Here is a 16,451-nt window from a genome sequence, read left to right as displayed (position 1 = left end):
CCATGTACCAACTTTTCATTGAAGGATTGCAGCGCCTTGGCCGCGCGCTGATGCTGCCGATCGCGATCCTGCCGATTGCCGGTCTGTTGCTGCGCCTGGGCGATACCGACCTGCTGGACATCGCGATCATCCACGATGCCGGCCAGGTGATCTTTGCCAACCTGGCGATGATCTTCGCCATCGGCATCGCCGTCGGTTTCGCCAGGGACAACAACGGTACGGCAGGTCTCGCCGGGGTGATCGGTTACCTGGTGTTGATCGCCACGCTCAAGGTGCTCGACCCGAGCATCAACATGGGCATGCTGGCCGGGATCGTCAGCGGCCTGATGGCCGGCGCGCTGTACAACCGCTTCAAGGACATCAAGCTGCCGGAATACCTCGCCTTCTTCGGTGGACGGCGCTTCGTGCCGATTGTTACCGGGTTCGCCGCCGTCGGTCTGGGTGTCGTCTTCGGCTACATCTGGCCGCCGATCCAGCACGGCATCAACAGCTTCGGTACGTTGATGATGGAAAGCGGCAGCTTCGGCGCGTTCATCTTCGGCGTGTTCAACCGCCTGCTGATCGTCACCGGCCTGCACCATATCCTCAACAACATGGCGTGGTTCGTGTTCGGCAATTTCACCGATCCCACCACCGGCGCACTGGTGACCGGCGACCTGTCGCGCTACTTCGCCGGCGATCCGAAGGGTGGCCAGTTCATGACCGGCATGTTCCCGATGATGATCTTCGGCCTGCCCGCCGCTTGCTTGGCGATGTACCGCAACGCCCTGCCGGAACGCCGCAAGGTGATGGGCGGGATTTTCCTGTCGATGGCGCTGACCGCATTCCTGACCGGTGTGACCGAGCCGATCGAGTTCGCCTTCATGTTCCTCGCGCCGCTGCTGTTCCTGCTGCATGCCTTGCTGACCGGCCTGTCGATGGCCATCACCAATGCACTGAACATCCATCTGGGCTTCACCTTTTCCGGTGGCTTGATCGACATGATCCTTGGCTGGGGCAAGTCCACCAACGGCTGGCTGGTGTTCCCGGTAGGCCTGGCGTACGCCGTGATCTATTACGTGGTGTTCGATTTCTGCATCCGCCGTTTCGACCTGAAGACACCGGGCCGCGAAACCAGCGCTGCCGCCCCGCCGGTTGCGGTGGCCGACAATGAACGCGCCGGGGCTTACATCAGGGCCCTGGGCGGTGCCGAGAACCTGATCACCGTCGGTGCCTGCACCACACGCTTGCGCCTGGACATGGTGGATCGCAACAAAGCTTCGGATGCCGATCTGAAAGCACTCGGTGCCATGGCCGTGGTGCGTCCGGGCAAGGGCGGAAGTTTGCAGGTGGTGGTCGGGCCGATGGCCGATGCCATTGCCGACGAGATTCGCCTGGCGATGCCGGCGCTGGGTCGCGCCATCGTGTCGTCGCCAGCAGCGGAAATCGACGCGCCTCCACCTGCTGCCGTGACGGCACCCGAGGCGCAGCAATGGCTCGATGCGCTGGGTGGTGGCGACAATGTGCTGCAACTCGATTGCATCGCCATGACCCGCATCCGCCTGCAACTGGCCGATGGCAAAGCCTTGTCGGAATGCGAGTTGAAGGCATTGGGTTGTCAGGGGGTGAGCCAGTTGGAGGGTGGTATCTGGCATCTGCTGATTGGCGAGAAGGCGCCGAACTTGAGTGATGCGCTGGAGGCGTTGGCCAATCGTAGTGAGGTGAGCGCCAAGGTTTAAAACTTCAGTGCCCGACAATCAGTCTTCGCGAGCAGGCTCGCTCCCACAAGGTCCGGTTTACATCGATCCACTGTGGGAGCGAGCCTGCTCGCGAAGAGGCCAGCATTTACAGCACAAATCTGAAGGCTATAAAAAACCCGCTGAAATCTCTCTCAGCGGGTTTCTCGTTTCAGCAGCCTGGAAGATCAGAAATCCTCCAACCGCCACACCTCATAAGCCGGCGTTTCGTAGGGGTGGCTCTGTTTCAGAGCCGCCACCACGGAGCGAATCAACTCATCGGCCACCACCAGCTCGACTTTCCACTCCTCGACCTGCTCGACCTGCCCCGCCTCGCCAATGAACGGCTGACTGCCGTCCAACGGGCGAAACTGGCCAGTGCCAAGCACCTGCCACGCACAGTGGTCATAGTCACCGATTCGCCCGCCACCGGCGGCGAATACGGAGCTTTTGACCACTTCGACATGACTGTCGGGAACGAAGAAGCTGAGCTTGTACACGGCGCTTAGTTCACCCACACGCGAGCATTACGGAACATGCGCATCAGCGGTGCATCTTCGTTCCAGTCATCCGAACGCCACGAGTTCTGCACGGCGCGGAACACACGCTCCGGGTGCGGCATCATGATGGTCACGCGACCGTCGCGGCTGGTCAAACCGGTGATCCCGCGCGGCGAACCGTTCGGGTTGGCCGGGTAGCTTTCGGTGACCTTGCCGTGGTTGTCGACGAAACGCATCGCCACGCAACCCGACAGATCGGCTTGCAGCAATGCTTCTTCGCTGGCGAACTCGGCATGACCCTCGCCGTGGGCGATGGCGATCGGCATGCGCGAACCGGCCATGCCCTGCAGGAAGATCGAGTTCGACTCCTGGATCTGCACCATCGCGACACGGGCTTCGAACTGCTCGGAACGGTTACGCACGAAGTGCGGCCAGAACTCGCTGCCCGGGATCAGCTCGTGCAGGTTGGACATCATCTGGCAACCGTTGCACACGCCGAGGGTGAAGCTGTCGTTGCGTTCGAAGAAGCCCTGGAACGCATCGCGGGCACGGCTGTTGAACAGCGCCGACTTGGCCCAGCCTTCACCGGCACCCAGCACGTCGCCGTAGGAGAAGCCGCCGCAAGCGACCATGCCCTTGAACTCGTTCAGGTCGACACGGCCGGCCAGAATGTCGCTCATGTGCACGTCGATCGCGTTGAAACCGGCGCGGTCGAACGCGGCGGCCATTTCCACCTGGCCATTGACGCCCTGCTCTCGCAGTACGGCGACCTGTGGGCGGATGCCTTTCTTGATGTAAGGCGCGGCGACGTCCTGGTTGATGTCGTAGCTCAGCTTGACGCTCAGGCCCGGGTTGTCTTCTTCCAGCAGCACGTCGAACTCTTGCTCGGCGCAGTCGGCGTTGTCGCGCAGACGCTGGATCTGGTAGCTGGTCTCGGCCCACTGACGCTGCAGCAGACGACGCTGGCCTTCGAATACGGTATCACCGTTGAAGGTGATGCTGATCTCGCCGTTGTTGATTGGCTGACCGATCACCGACACACAATCACCCAGACCGGCCGCGCTGAACTGCGCGAGGACGCCCGCAGTGGCGTCCTGGCGAACCTGGATCACCGCACCCAGCTCTTCGTTGAACAGGATCGCGGCGATGTCGGCGGAAGAATCCGCCAGGCTGTCGAGGTTCAGGCTCAGGCCGCAGTGACCGGCGAACGCCATCTCGACAACGCTGGTCAGCAGACCACCGTCGGAACGGTCGTGGTAGGCCAGCAGGTGACCGTCGGCGTTGAGGCCCTGGATCACGGCAAAGAAGGCCTTCAGGTCTTCGGCGTCATCGACGTCCGGCGCCTGCTTGCCGAGCTTGCCGTGAACCTGCGCGAGGATCGAGGCGCCCATGCGGTTCTGGCCACGGCCGAGGTCGATCAGGATCAGGTCGGTGGTGCCCTTGTCCATGCGCAGTTGCGGGGTCAGGGTCCGACGGATGTCAGTCACTGGCGCGAAACCGGTCACGATCAGGGACATTGGCGAAGTAACGGATTTGTCTTCGCCGTTGTCGTTCCAGCGGGTGGCCATGGACATCGAGTCCTTGCCCACCGGAATGGTGATACCCAGCTCAGGGCACAGTTCCATGCCAACCGCTTTCACGGTGTCGTACAGGCGAGCATCTTCACCCGGGTGACCGGCAGCGGACATCCAGTTCGCCGACAGCTTGATGTCGGAGATCTTGCCGATGCGCGAGGCGGCGATGTTGGTCAGGGTTTCGCCGATGGCCATGCGGCCCGACGCCGGGGCGTCCAGCAGTGCCAGCGGAGTACGCTCGCCCATGGCCATGGCTTCACCGGTGTAGACGTCGAAGCTGGTGGCGGTGACGGCAACGTCGGCCACCGGAACCTGCCACGGGCCGACCATCTGGTCACGGGCCACGAGGCCGGTGATGGTGCGGTCGCCGATGGTGATCAGGAAGCTCTTGCTGGCCACGGCCGGGTGATGCAGGACGCGCTCGATGCTGTCGGCGATGTCCAGGGTCGACGGATCGAAGTCGTCGCCCAGCTCGGCTTCGCGCTTGACCGAACGGTGCATGCGCGGCGGCTTGCCCAGCAGCACTTCCAGCGGCATGTCCACCGGGCTGTTGCCGAAGTGGCTGTCGGTAACGGTCAATTGCGGTTCGGCAGTGGCTTCGCCGACCACGGCGAACGGGCAGCGCTCGCGTTCGCAGATCGCCTTGAAGCGCTCGAAGTCCGCAGGACCTACGGCCAGAACGTAGCGTTCCTGGGATTCGTTGGACCAGATTTCGTGCGGGGCCATGCCCGGCTCGTCGTTTGGAATGTTGCGCAGTTCGAAACGGCCACCGCGGTCGCCATCGTTGACCAGTTCCGGGAAGGCGTTGGACAGACCGCCAGCACCCACGTCATGGATGAAGCTGATCGGGTTCTTGTCGCCCAGTTGCCAGCAACGGTCGATGACTTCCTGGCAGCGACGTTCCATTTCCGGGTTTTCGCGCTGTACCGAAGCGAAGTCCAGGTCCGCCGAGCTGGTGCCGGTGGCCATGGAGGAAGCGGCGCCGCCGCCCAGGCCGATCAGCATCGCCGGGCCGCCGAGTACGATCAGCTTGGAGCCGACGACGATCTCGCCTTTCTTGACGTGCTCTTCACGGATGTTGCCCATGCCACCGGCCAGCATGATCGGCTTGTGGTAGCCACGGACTTCATCGCCGTGCGGGGTGCTGATCGACTGTTCGAAGGTACGGAAGTAGCCGGTCAGGGCCGGACGACCGAATTCGTTGTTGAACGCAGCGCCGCCCAGCGGGCCTTCGATCATGATGTCCAGCGCGTTGACGATGCGCTCCGGCTTGCCGTACGGCACTTCCCACGGCTGTTCGAAGCCAGGGATCTGCAGGTTGGATACGGTGAAACCGGTCAGGCCGGCCTTTGGCTTGGCGCCACGACCGGTTGCGCCTTCGTCGCGGATCTCGCCACCGGAACCGGTGGACGCGCCCGGGAACGGCGCAATCGCGGTCGGGTGGTTGTGGGTCTCGACCTTCATCAGGATGTGTACCGGCTCCTGCACCGCGCCGTACTGACGGGTCTCAGGGTCCGGGAAGAAGCGACCGGCCACGGAACCGACGATCACCGAAGCGTTGTCCTTGTAAGCGGACAGCACGCCTTCGTTGTGCATCTGGTAGGTGTTCTTGATCATGCCGAACAGGCTTTTATCCTGGCTCTGGCCGTCGATGTCCCAACTGGCGTTGAAGATCTTGTGGCGGCAGTGCTCGGAGTTCGCCTGGGCGAACATCATCAGTTCGATGTCATGCGGGTTGCGCTTGAGGCCGACGAAAGCATTGAGCAGATAGTCGATCTCGTCTTCGGCCAGGGCCAGGCCCAGCTCGGTGTTGGCTTTTTCCAGGGCGGCACGGCCGCCGCCCAACACGTCGATCGCCGTCAAGGGTTTCGGTTCGGCGTGGCTGAACAGGCCGGCAGCCTGCTCGAGGTTGCCCAGCACAATCTGGGTCATGCGGTCGTGCAGACCGTCGGCAATCAACCGGGCTTCAGCGTCGCTGAACTGGCCGGCGACGTAGAACGCGATGCCGCGCTCCAGGCGCTGGATTTTCGCCAGGCCACAGTTGCGGGCGATGTCGCTGGCCTTGCTCGACCACGGCGAGATGGTGCCGAAACGCGGCAGCACCAGAAACAGACGACCGGTCGGTTCCTGTACCGGAACGCTTGGACCGTACTTCAGAAGGCGCGCAAGCACCTGCTGTTCGTCGTCGGTCAGGACGCCGGTAACTTCGGCGAAGTGAGCGAATTCAGCATACAGGCCACTGACAGCCGGGACCTTCTGGCTCAGTTGCTCAAGGAGCTTGCTGTGGCGAAAGGCAGAAAGGGCAGGAGCGCCGCGCAGGATCAACATCTTCGGGACAGCCTCGGGAAGGGGTGTGCTTTGAGGCCGTGCATTCTAGCCTAAACAGGCCGCGACATCACCCGAAACGCTACACACGGTTGCACCCGGACGTCGATCTGTGTTTCTGCCTCGAAAGTCAGGTTAACCAGGGGTTTGATGACAGCTTATTTTTACTGTAACAAAATGCAGACAAGGCCCATTCCTGCGGGGTTTCGGTCGGTTTTGTGATCTCTAGCAGACAACCCCTTCGCTGTCGAGATATGGCGCCCGTGGTCCTTTGCGTATACTGCGCAGATGTTTTCCCCAACGGCTTTACGTCCGCGGTACGCCAAATGGCTGATCGCAACCGGACTCTTCCTGATGCTCGGTGGCTGTGTTGATAAACCCAACACGCTTGAGCGCGTAAAGGAGGATGGTGTGCTGCGGGTGGTTACCCGAAACAGCCCCGCCACCTACTTTCAGGATCGCAACGGCGAAACCGGCTTCGAATACGAGCTGGTGAAGCGCTTCGCCGACGATCTGGGGGTCGACCTCAAGATCGAGACCGCCGACAACCTCGACGACCTGTTCAACCAGGTCGGCAAGCCCAACGGCCCGGTGCTGGCGGCTGCCGGCCTGGTCAGCAGCGAAGAACGCAAGAAGCAGGTGCGCTTCTCGCACTCCTATCTGGAAGTCACCCCGCAGGTCATCTACCGCAATGGCCAGTCACGGCCCACCGATGCCAAGGATCTGGTGGGCAAGAAGATCATGGTGCTCAAGGGCAGTACCCACGCCGAACAACTGGCGCAGCTGAAACAGAAATTTCCCGGCATCGAATACGAAGAATCCGACGCAGTCGAGGTCGTCGATCTCCTGCGCATGGTGGATGAAGGCCAGATCGACCTGACCCTTGTCGACTCCAACGAAGTCGCGATGAATCAGGTGTACTTCTCCAACATCCGGGTCGCTTTCGACCTCGGTGACGCCAGCAACCAGAGCTGGGCCGTTGCGCCGGGCGACGACAACAGCCTGCTCAACGAAATCAACGAATACCTGGACAAGGTCAAGAAAAACGGCACCCTGCAACGCCTCAAGGACCGCTACTACGGGCATGTCGACGTCCTCGGCTACATGGGCGCCACCACGTTTGCTCAGCACTTGCAGCAGCGCCTGCCCAAATACGAACAGCACTTCAAGTCGTACGCCAAGAAAGAGAAAGTCGACTGGCGCCTGCTGGCGGCCATCGGGTACCAGGAGTCGCTGTGGCAGCCGGCCGTTACGTCCAAGACCGGCGTGCGCGGCCTGATGATGCTGACCCAGAACACCGCGCAGGCCATGGGCGTGTCCAACCGCCTGGACCCCAAACAGAGCATCATGGGCGGCGCCAAGTACCTGGCCTACATGAAAGACCAGCTCGACGATTCGATTCAGGAACCGGACCGTACCTGGTTTGCCCTGGCCGCCTACAACATTGGCAGCGGTCACCTGGATGACGCACGCAAACTGGCGGCCAAGGAAGGGTTGAACCCGGACAAATGGCTGGACGTGAAGAAGATCCTGCCGCGCCTGTCGGAAAAGAAGTGGTACAGCAAGACCCGCTACGGCTACGCCCGTGGTGGCGAACCGGTGCACTTCGTGGCGAACATCCGTCGCTACTACGACATCCTGACCTGGGTCACGCAGCCGCAGCTCGAAGGCGATCAGGTCGCCGAAGGCAAACTGCTTGTGCCGGGGATCGACAAGACCAAGCCGGCGCAGGAGCCTGCACCGCTCTAATCCAGACAATAAAAGTCAATGTGGGAGCGAGCCTGCTCGCGAAGGCGGTGTGTCAGTCAACAAAGATGTTGAAGGATAAACCGCTTTCGCGAGCAGGCTCGCTCCCACAGGGTTTTGTGTCTGCCTTCAGGCCTTGGCAGCCGCCAAAATCAGTGCCTTCATCTCCGCAACAGCCGACTTGAAGCCAACGAACAGCGCATGAGCCACCAGCGCATGGCCGATGTTCAGCTCGTTGATGCCCTTGATCGCCGCCACGGCTTCGACATTGTGATAATGCAGGCCATGGCCGGCATTGACGATCAGCCCCTGGGCCAGGCCGAAGGCTACGCCATCGGCCACGCGCTTGAGTTCTTCAGCGACTTCGGTCGGCGTCTCGGCATCGGCGTAACGACCGGTGTGCAGCTCGATGGCCGGCGCACCCACGCGACGGGAAGCTTCGATCTGGCGCTCATCGGCGTCAATGAACAGCGACACTTCAGAGCCGATTTTCGCCAGGCGCTCAACCGCCGCCTTGATCCGCGCTTCCTGCCCCGCTACGTCCAGGCCACCTTCGGTGGTCAGTTCCTGACGGGTTTCCGGCACCAGGCAAATGTGCGCAGGACGGATGCGTTCGGCGAACTGCATCATTTCTTCGGTGACGCCCATTTCGAAGTTCATGCGGGTTTGCAACACGTCCTTGAGCAACAGCACGTCGCGCTCCTGAATGTGCCGACGGTCTTCGCGCAGGTGCACGGTGATGCCGTCGGCGCCCGCCTCTTCCGCGTCCAGTGCTGCCTTGACCGGGTCCGGGTAACGGGTGCCCCGGGCCTGACGCAGGGTGGCAACGTGGTCGATGTTCACGCCAAGAAGAATACGGGTGCTGGTGGTCACGGAAAACGCTCCAGAAGAAGAGAAAGTTCGGTGCACAGCATACATGGGGAATTTACGGTTTTCGAAACAACTCGCGGGAAACCAGCGGCCGGCCCCCGAGATGCACTGCCAGCGCCTGGCGCATCAAGCGCTTGGCAGCTGATAGCGCGCCGGGTGCGGACCAGTCGGCATCGGCCATGGCCGCCAGTTCAACGCCATTGAACAGTCCCGGTTGCAGCAGGTAGACACGTTCAAGCCCCGCATCCACTTGCAACCGGTAGAGGCCGTCCGGTGCAATCGGCTCATCATGGATATCGACGCTCAGGGAAAAGCCGTACCCCAGGTCATCCAGCAAGCGCCATTCGAAGGAGCGCAGCAAGGGCTCCAGCGGGCGACCTTCGGCCAGGGCGAGCAACGTGGCGGCATAGTGATCGAACACAGCGGGGTGCGGATCTTCGGCGGGCAACAGGCGTATCAGCAACTCATTGAGGTAAAGGCCGCTGAACAGCGCCTCGCCATTGAGCCAGGTGGAGACACCGGCACTTTCCATGCGCCCGACATTCTTCAACTCGCCCTTGCCCCGAAACTCCACTTCCAGCGGCAAGAACGGCCGCGCCAGCGTCCCGGCCTTGCCCCGCGCACTGCGCAACACTGCCCGCAACCGCCCTTGCGGCGTCAGGAAATCCACCAGCGCACTGTTCTCGCGGTAGGCGCGGGAGTGCAGGACGTAGGCGGGTTGGGCGATGGGTTGGGACATGGAAGTCTCATTGGACTGTAGGAGCGAGCAGGCTCGCGATGGAGGGTAACGATTACGCGGGCTTTCTGAATGAACGCGGCGCTCTCGGGTCCATCGCGAGCATGCTCGCTCCTACAGGAGGGCTTGCGTGTTACAGGTCGCCATAACCCAGCGAACGCAACGCACGCTCGTCATCGGACCAGCCACCCTTAACCTTGACCCACAGGTTGAGCATGATCTTGGAGTCGAACAGCAGCTCCATGTCCTTGCGCGCTTCGGTGCCGATGCGCTTGATGCGCTCGCCCTTGTCGCCAATGATGATTTTCTTCTGACCGTCACGCTCGACGAGGATCAAGGCATGGATGTGCAGGGTTTTGCCCTGCTGCTTGAACTCTTCGATTTCAACGGTGATCTGGTACGGTAGCTCGGCGCCCATCTGGCGCATGATTTTCTCGCGCACCAGCTCGGCGGCGAGGAAGCGGCTGCTGCGGTCGGTGATCTGGTCTTCCGGGAAGAAGTGATCGTTTTCCGGCAGATGCTCGGCAATCACGCGCTCCAGCGCATCGAGGTTGTGCCCGTGCTGCGCGGAAATCGGAATGATCTGCGCATTCGGCAGTTGCTCCTGCAACCAGCTCAGGTGCGGCATCAGCTCGGCTTTGTCTTCGATGCGATCGGTCTTGTTCAGCGCCACGATCAGCGGGCCGGTCACGTACTGGATGCGCTCGAGAACCATCTGGTCCTCTTCGGTCCACTTGGTGCGGTCGACCACGAAGATCACCACGTCGACGTCTTTCAACGCCGCCGAAGCAGTCTTGTTCATGTAGCGGTTCAGGGCCTTCTCGCCCCCCTTGTGCATACCTGGGGTGTCGACATAGATCGCCTGCACATCACCCTCGGTCTTGATACCGAGCATGTTGTGACGGGTGGTTTGCGGTTTGCGCGAGGTGATCGCCAGCTTCTGGCCCAGGATGTGGTTCAGCAGCGTGGACTTGCCCACGTTCGGACGGCCGACGATGGCAACATAGCCACAGCGAGTTGCGTTTGTATCAGTCATTGCCATTCTCCACACCCAGGGCAATCAGTGCTGCGGCGGCCGCCACCTGTTCGGCGATACGACGACTCACACCCTGACCTCGGCTTTTTTCATTCAGTAAGATGATTTCACATTCGACGAAGAACGTCCGGCAATGCGGCTCACCCTGGATATCCACCACTTCGTAACGTGGCAGCTCGCAACCACGGGACTGCAGGAACTCTTGCAGGCGGGTCTTTGGATCCTTGTTGGTGTCGACCAGCGTCAGGCCTTCGAACTCTCCGGCCAGCCAGGCGAGCACGCGTTCGCGGGCCACTTCCATGCCGGCATCGAGGTAGATCGCACCGATCAGCGCTTCGAGGGCATCGGCCAGGATCGACTCACGACGGAAACCGCCACTTTTCAGCTCGCCCGAACCCAGGCGCAGGTGTTCGCCAAGATCGAAACCACGAGCCAGGACGGCCAGGGTCTCCCCCTTGACCAGGCGCGCGCGCAAACGCGACAACTGGCCTTCGCGAGCCAGCGGGAAACGCTCGAACAACGCCTCGCCAGCGACGAAGTTGAGGATGGCGTCACCGAGAAACTCCAGGCGTTCGTTGTTACGCCCGGCAAAACTGCGGTGAGTCAGGGCCAGGACCATCAGTTCCTGATCCTTGAAGGTGTAGCCGAGCTGACGCTCTAGACGGCTTAAGGAGACGCTCACGGTTTACCCACGCTGAGTTCGTGGATGGATTGCACTGCCATCGCCGTGAGGCGGCGCAGGCCTGGGACAATTAACGCTGTGTTCAAAAATAACGTCCTGAATATCATTGGCTTCATGCATTCAGCCCCGAATGTGCCGGTTCCAGAAATGCATTCGGCGCTGTGTTCAACAGCGCCGTGTTTGATTACTTGATCAGCCCGACCCGCGAGAAATTCGGCAGGTGGCTGAGTTTCGGTTCCGGCCAGCTCATCCAGACCGCAAAGGCCTTGCCGACGATATTCTTGTCGGGAACCATGCCCAGCAGATCCTTGGGAATGTTCGGATCATCCCAATAGCGACTGTCGTTCGAATTGTCGCGGTTGTCGCCCATCATGAAGTAGTGCCCGGCCGGCACGGTCCACGAATGGTCCGGCATTGCACGATAGCGGCTCATTTCCTTGCGGATCATGTGCTCGGCCGCACCGAGCTTTTCCTTGTAGAGCTCAGCACTGCCCAGCGTACCCGGCTCGGAGCCGACCAATTGCTCGGCAATCGATTGGCCATTGACGAACAGACGCTTGTCGGCGGTGTAACGAACCGTGTCGCCCGGCAGACCCACTACACGCTTGATGTAGTTGACGTTCGGATCGCTCGGGTAGCGGAACACCATGACATCACCGCGTTGCGGATCACCGACTTCGATGACTTTCTTGTCGATCACCGGCAAGCGGATCCCGTAGGAAAACTTGCTCACCAGGATGAAGTCGCCGACATCCAGGGTTGGCTTCATCGAACCGGAAGGAATCTGGAACGGTTCCACCAGGAACGAACGCAGCACCAGCACGATGAACAACACCGGGAAGAAGGACTTGCCGTATTCAACCAGCAGCGGCTCTTTGTTCAGCTTCTCGACCACGACCATGTCAGGCTGGCTGACGCTGCCCTGATAGGAAGCGATGGCGGCACGCCGACGCGGGGCCAGGATCAACAGATCGAGCAACGCCAACAGGCCGCAGACAAACACGGCAATGACCAGCAACAGCGGGAAATTTAGTGACATAGGACCTAACTATCCAACCTGAGCACTGCAAGGAAGGCTTCCTGTGGGATTTCCACGTTGCCGACCTGCTTCATGCGTTTCTTACCGGCCTTTTGCTTTTCCAGCAGCTTTTTCTTACGGCTGACGTCACCACCGTAGCATTTGGCCAATACGTTCTTTCTGAGCGCCTTGACGGTTGTCCGCGCCACAATCTGCCCGCCAATGGCGGCCTGGATTGCCACGTCGAACATCTGCCGCGGAATCAGATCCTTCATTTTCTCGGTCAACTGGCGACCTTTGTAGTGCGAGTTGTCACGGTGCACGATCAGGGCCAGCGCATCGACCTTGTCGCCGTTGATCAGCACATCCAGTTTCACCAGGCTGGCCGATTGGTAACGATCGAAATGGTAGTCCAGAGAAGCATAGCCGCGACTGGTGGATTTCAGACGATCGAAGAAGTCCAGCACCACTTCGTTCATCGGCAAATCGTAGGTCACTTGTACCTGGGAGCCGAGGAACAGCATGTCGACCTGCACACCGCGCTTTTCGATGCACAGGGTAATGACGTTGCCCAGGTGCTCCTGCGGCACAAGAATATTGGCGCGCACGATCGGCTCGCGCATGTCTTCGATGGCAGACAGGTCCGGCAGCTTCGACGGGTTATCGACATAGATCGTCTCGCCGGTCTTGAGCAGCAGCTCGAAGATTACCGTCGGCGCCGTGGTGATCAGGTCCAGGTCGTACTCGCGCTCCAGGCGCTCCTGGATGATTTCCATGTGCAGCATGCCGAGGAAGCCGCAACGGAAGCCGAAGCCCAGTGCGTCGGAGCTTTCCGGCGTGTACTGCAGCGACGAGTCATTGAGGGTGAGCTTTTGCAGCGCCTCGCGGAAGTCTTCGAAGTCGTCGGAGCTGACCGGGAACAGGCCGGCATACACCTGCGGCTGAATGCGTTTGAACCCCGGCAGCACGTCGACGTCCGGCGTCGAACTCAAGGTCAGGGTATCGCCCACCGGCGCACCGTGAATGTCCTTGATGCTGGCAATGATAAAGCCCACTTCACCGGCCTTCAGGTCAGCGGTCGGGGTGTGTTTCGGGGTGAATACACCGACGCTGTCCACCAGGTGGACCTTGCCGGTGGACTTGACCAGGATCTTGTCGCCCTTCTTCACGCGGCCGTGGCGTACGCGAACCAGGGAGACAACGCCCAGGTAGTTGTCGAACCAGGAGTCGATGATCAACGCTTGCAGCGGATCTTCGATGCTGCCGGTCGGCGCTGGGATAGTGGTTACCAGGCGCTCGAGCACTTCATCGACGCCCAGGCCGGTCTTGGCAGAGCAAGTGACCGCGTCAGTGGCATCGATGCCGATGACTTTTTCGATTTCTTCCTTGACGCGGTCCGGTTCGGCCTGTGGCAGGTCGATCTTGTTCAGCACCGGCATGACTTCCAGGCCCTGCTCGATCGCCGTATAGCAGTTGGCAACCGACTGCGCTTCAACGCCTTGACCTGCGTCGACCACCAGCAGCGCGCCTTCACAGGCCGCCAGCGAGCGGCTCACCTCATAGGTGAAGTCAACGTGGCCGGGGGTGTCAATGAAGTTCAGTTGGTAGTTGATACCGTCTTTGGCTTTGTAATACAGAGTAACGCTGTGCGCCTTGATGGTGATCCCGCGCTCGCGTTCGAGCTCCATGGAGTCCAGGACCTGGGCTTCCATTTCGCGCTCGGCCAGGCCACCACACATCTGGATGAAGCGATCGGCCAGCGTCGACTTGCCATGGTCAATGTGGGCGATGATGGAGAAATTGCGGATATGACTCAAATCACTCACGGATCAACACTCAAAAAGGCTGCAGGCATAGCCCGCCGAAAAATAGCCGGGAATTGTACCTGATCCACGGCACAAGCGTCACGTTCGCAGGTCAGACGGCACCTACAAAAACGCCCCGGTCTTGCGACAAGGGCGTTTTCTATCGTCAAAACGGTCGGGAAATGACCGCCGTCAGCCGGCTCGACGCAGCAACCAGAGCCCCGCCACGGCACAAATACCCGCCGGTACCAGCACCGAAAGCAACGGCGGGAAGCCGAACACCTGGCTCGAAGGCCCCAGCAAATCCTGAACGATGCGGAAAGTGAAGCCCACCAGCACGCCGGTGAACACCCGTTGACCCAGGGTCACCGAACGCAGCGGGCCAAAGATGAAGGAAATCGCCATCAACACCAGGGCGGCGGTCACCAGCGGCTGCAACACCTTGACCCAAAATGCCAGCCAGTAGCGGCTGCTGTTCAATCCCTGATCCTCCAGGTAGTGGATATAACTCCACAGACCGCTGATCGACAGCGATTCCGGCACCATGACCACGGTGCTCAGCAATTGCGGGCTCAAAGCGACGTTCCAGGGTTCGGACGGATGCGACACCACTTCCGTGCTGCGCTCCTGGAACACCGTGGTCGTCACGTCCGTCAACTGCCAGTGATCCGTGTCGAACTCGGCACGCTTGGCGAAGCTCGCCGACAGCATGTGCCGCTCGCTGTCGATCCGATAGCGGGTCACGCCGTACAGGATGCCGTTGGGTTGCACCGAGTTTATATGGATGTATTCATCGCCCTGGCGGTGCCACATACCATGCCTGGCGCTTTGTGCATCGCCGCTGCCCTGGGCCAGCGAGCGATTGGCCTGCGCGGTGGTTTCAGCGGGTGGAGCGATGTACTCGCCGACCAGCAAACCGGCCAGCATCAGTACCAGCATCGGCTTCATGACCGCCCAGACGATCCGCCCGATCGACACGCCGGCGGCGCGCATGATCGTCAACTCACTGTTGCTGGCCAGGCTGCCCAGACCGATCAGGCAACCGATCAGCGCAGCCATCGGCAGCATTTCGTACATGCGGCGCGGAGCTGTCAACAAGACATAACTCAGCGCGTCGACCAGGGTGTAGGTTTCGCTGACTTCACTCATCTCGTCGATGAAGGCAAACAGTGTCGCCAGACCGAGAATGATCCCGAGCACCGCCAGAATCGCCATGAACACGCTGCTACCAATGTAGCGATCCAGCTTAACCACGGGCCACCTCCAGCGCGCTGCGGCGACTCGCCCTCTTCAAGCGCAAGGGTTCCCAATAGAGCAAGCCCAGGCCAATGGCCAGGAAAATCCCGTGCACCCACCACAAGCCCACCACTGCGGGGATCTTGCCCTTGTCGAGGGCACCGCGGGCGGCAATCAGGATGGTCAGGTACGCCATATAGAGAAGAATTGCCGGCAGCAGCTTGAGGAATCGGCCCTGACGCGGGTTGACCCGCGACAGCGGCACCGCCATCAAGGTCACGATGAACACCAGCAAAGGCAGCGACATGCGCCATTGCAACTCGGCACGCTCGCGAATGTCTTCACTGCCGATCAACTTACTGGTCGGCATCGCGTCACGGTCGGTGACTTCGTCGCTGACCTCCGGCTTTGGCAGCAACACACCGTACTCGTCGTACTTGATCGCCCGGTAGTCAGCCTGCCCCGGACTACCGTCATAGCGATAGCCGTTATCCAGGATCAGGTAACGGTTGCCGTCCGGACGAATTTCCTGACGCCCCTTTTCCGCCACCAGGACAGAAATCCCGCGATCCTTGTTGTTGGAGCTGATGTTTTTTTGCGAGATGAACACGCCACCCAGATTGATGCGGTCATCCGACATGCGCTCGGTGTAGGTAACCCGCGTGCCGTCACGCAGGGCCTGGAAGCGCCCAGGCTCCAGGGTATCGAACTCGGTCAGGGCATCCTGCTTGTTCAGCAGCAGCTGAAACTGGTTGGCCCCCTGTGGCGCCAGGCTCAGGCTCAACCACGCCACCACGAGTGCGACCAGGGTGGCTGGAAACATGGTCATCCACACCAGCCGCTGCTGGCTCATGCCGGTGGCCGAGAGCACGGTCATTTCGCTTTCGAGGTAAAGGCGCCCGTAGGACAACAGGATCCCGAGAAACAACCCCAGCGGCAGGATCAGCTGGAGGAATCCCGGCAAGCGAAAGCCCATGATCAGGAACAGCGAACCCGGATCCAGCAGGCCCGAGGCCGCCTGGGCGAGGTATTTGATGAAGCGACCGCTCATGATGATGACCAGCAGCACGGCGCTGACGGCGCTCAAGGTCAACAGGACTTCGCGGGATAGATAACGGAAGACGATCAAACCAGACACTCCAGGGTTGTCAGGCTAAGGCGGCCAAACAAGCAAACATATCGGACAGCCCGCAAGACAGGGCCGCCGA

At 60.8% G+C, this 16,451-nt stretch carries 12 protein-coding genes; 2 read left to right on the top strand and 10 right to left on the bottom strand.

All coding sequences use genetic code 11. The annotated features are described in order from the left end of the window. Positions 1-2 precede the first annotated feature (2 nt). A complete protein-coding gene (gene nagE, locus CAG47_RS08210; protein ID WP_085724390.1) occupies positions 3-1,718 on the top strand; it encodes an N-acetylglucosamine-specific PTS transporter subunit IIBC in 1,716 nt (571 codons plus the stop codon). A 185-nt stretch (positions 1,719-1,903) separates the two neighbouring features. On the opposite strand, the gene CAG47_RS08205 is transcribed toward nagE, so the two are convergent. Further along, positions 1,904-2,215: a YqfO family protein gene (locus tag CAG47_RS08205; protein WP_085724389.1), complete on the bottom strand. Its 312-nt coding sequence runs from the start codon at positions 2,213-2,215 to the stop codon at positions 1,904-1,906. 5 nt (positions 2,216-2,220) lie between these two features. Next, on the bottom strand, positions 2,221-6,117 hold the full coding sequence (gene purL / locus CAG47_RS08200) for a phosphoribosylformylglycinamidine synthase (protein ID WP_085724388.1): 3,897 nt from the start codon (positions 6,115-6,117) through the stop codon (positions 2,221-2,223). 285 nt (positions 6,118-6,402) lie between these two features. On the opposite strand from purL, the gene mltF reads away from it, so the two are divergent. Then, positions 6,403-7,863, top strand: a complete 1,461-nt coding sequence (gene mltF / locus CAG47_RS08195) for a membrane-bound lytic murein transglycosylase MltF (RefSeq protein ID WP_085724387.1) — start codon at positions 6,403-6,405, stop codon at positions 7,861-7,863. 126 nt (positions 7,864-7,989) lie between these two features. Here mltF and pdxJ read toward each other — a convergent pair whose 3' ends face one another. From pdxJ to lptF, 8 genes are all read right to left on the bottom strand, one after another. Further along, positions 7,990-8,733, bottom strand: a complete 744-nt coding sequence (pdxJ, locus tag CAG47_RS08190; protein ID WP_085724386.1) for a pyridoxine 5'-phosphate synthase — start codon at positions 8,731-8,733, stop codon at positions 7,990-7,992. 52 nt (positions 8,734-8,785) lie between these two features. Beyond that, positions 8,786-9,469 carry a DNA repair protein RecO gene (recO, locus tag CAG47_RS08185; RefSeq protein WP_085724385.1) on the bottom strand — a complete coding sequence of 228 codons (684 nt, stop codon included), beginning with the start codon at positions 9,467-9,469 and terminating at the stop codon, positions 8,786-8,788. Positions 9,470-9,599: 130 nt separating this feature from the next. Next, on the bottom strand, positions 9,600-10,502 hold the full coding sequence (gene era / locus CAG47_RS08180) for a GTPase Era (protein ID WP_085724384.1): 903 nt from the start codon (positions 10,500-10,502) through the stop codon (positions 9,600-9,602). Further along, positions 10,495-11,184, bottom strand: a complete 690-nt coding sequence (rnc, locus tag CAG47_RS08175) for a ribonuclease III (RefSeq protein ID WP_085724383.1) — start codon at positions 11,182-11,184, stop codon at positions 10,495-10,497. The genes era and rnc overlap by 8 nt, the downstream gene beginning before the upstream one ends. A gap of 184 nt (positions 11,185-11,368) precedes the next feature. Continuing rightward, on the bottom strand, positions 11,369-12,223 hold the full coding sequence (lepB, locus tag CAG47_RS08170) for a signal peptidase I (protein WP_008053222.1): 855 nt from the start codon (positions 12,221-12,223) through the stop codon (positions 11,369-11,371). Between the two features lie 5 nt (positions 12,224-12,228). Continuing rightward, the gene (lepA, locus tag CAG47_RS08165; RefSeq protein WP_085724382.1) at positions 12,229-14,028 is read right to left on the bottom strand and encodes a translation elongation factor 4; all 1,800 of its coding nucleotides are present in this window, start codon (positions 14,026-14,028) and stop codon (positions 12,229-12,231) included. 171 nt (positions 14,029-14,199) lie between these two features. Beyond that, positions 14,200-15,261, bottom strand: a complete 1,062-nt coding sequence (gene lptG, locus CAG47_RS08160) for an LPS export ABC transporter permease LptG (protein WP_085724381.1) — start codon at positions 15,259-15,261, stop codon at positions 14,200-14,202. Continuing rightward, positions 15,254-16,372: an LPS export ABC transporter permease LptF gene (gene lptF, locus CAG47_RS08155; RefSeq protein ID WP_085724380.1), complete on the bottom strand. Its 1,119-nt coding sequence runs from the start codon at positions 16,370-16,372 to the stop codon at positions 15,254-15,256. Before lptF ends, lptG begins: the two co-directional genes overlap by 8 nt. Between the last annotated feature and the right edge of the window lie 79 nt (positions 16,373-16,451).

The sequence above is a fragment of the Pseudomonas sp. R37(2017) genome, assembly GCF_002113375.1.
Lineage (GTDB): Bacteria > Pseudomonadota > Gammaproteobacteria > Pseudomonadales > Pseudomonadaceae > Aquipseudomonas.
Note: the sequence above shows the minus strand (reverse complement) of the source record. Positions and strands in the feature narration are given on the sequence as shown.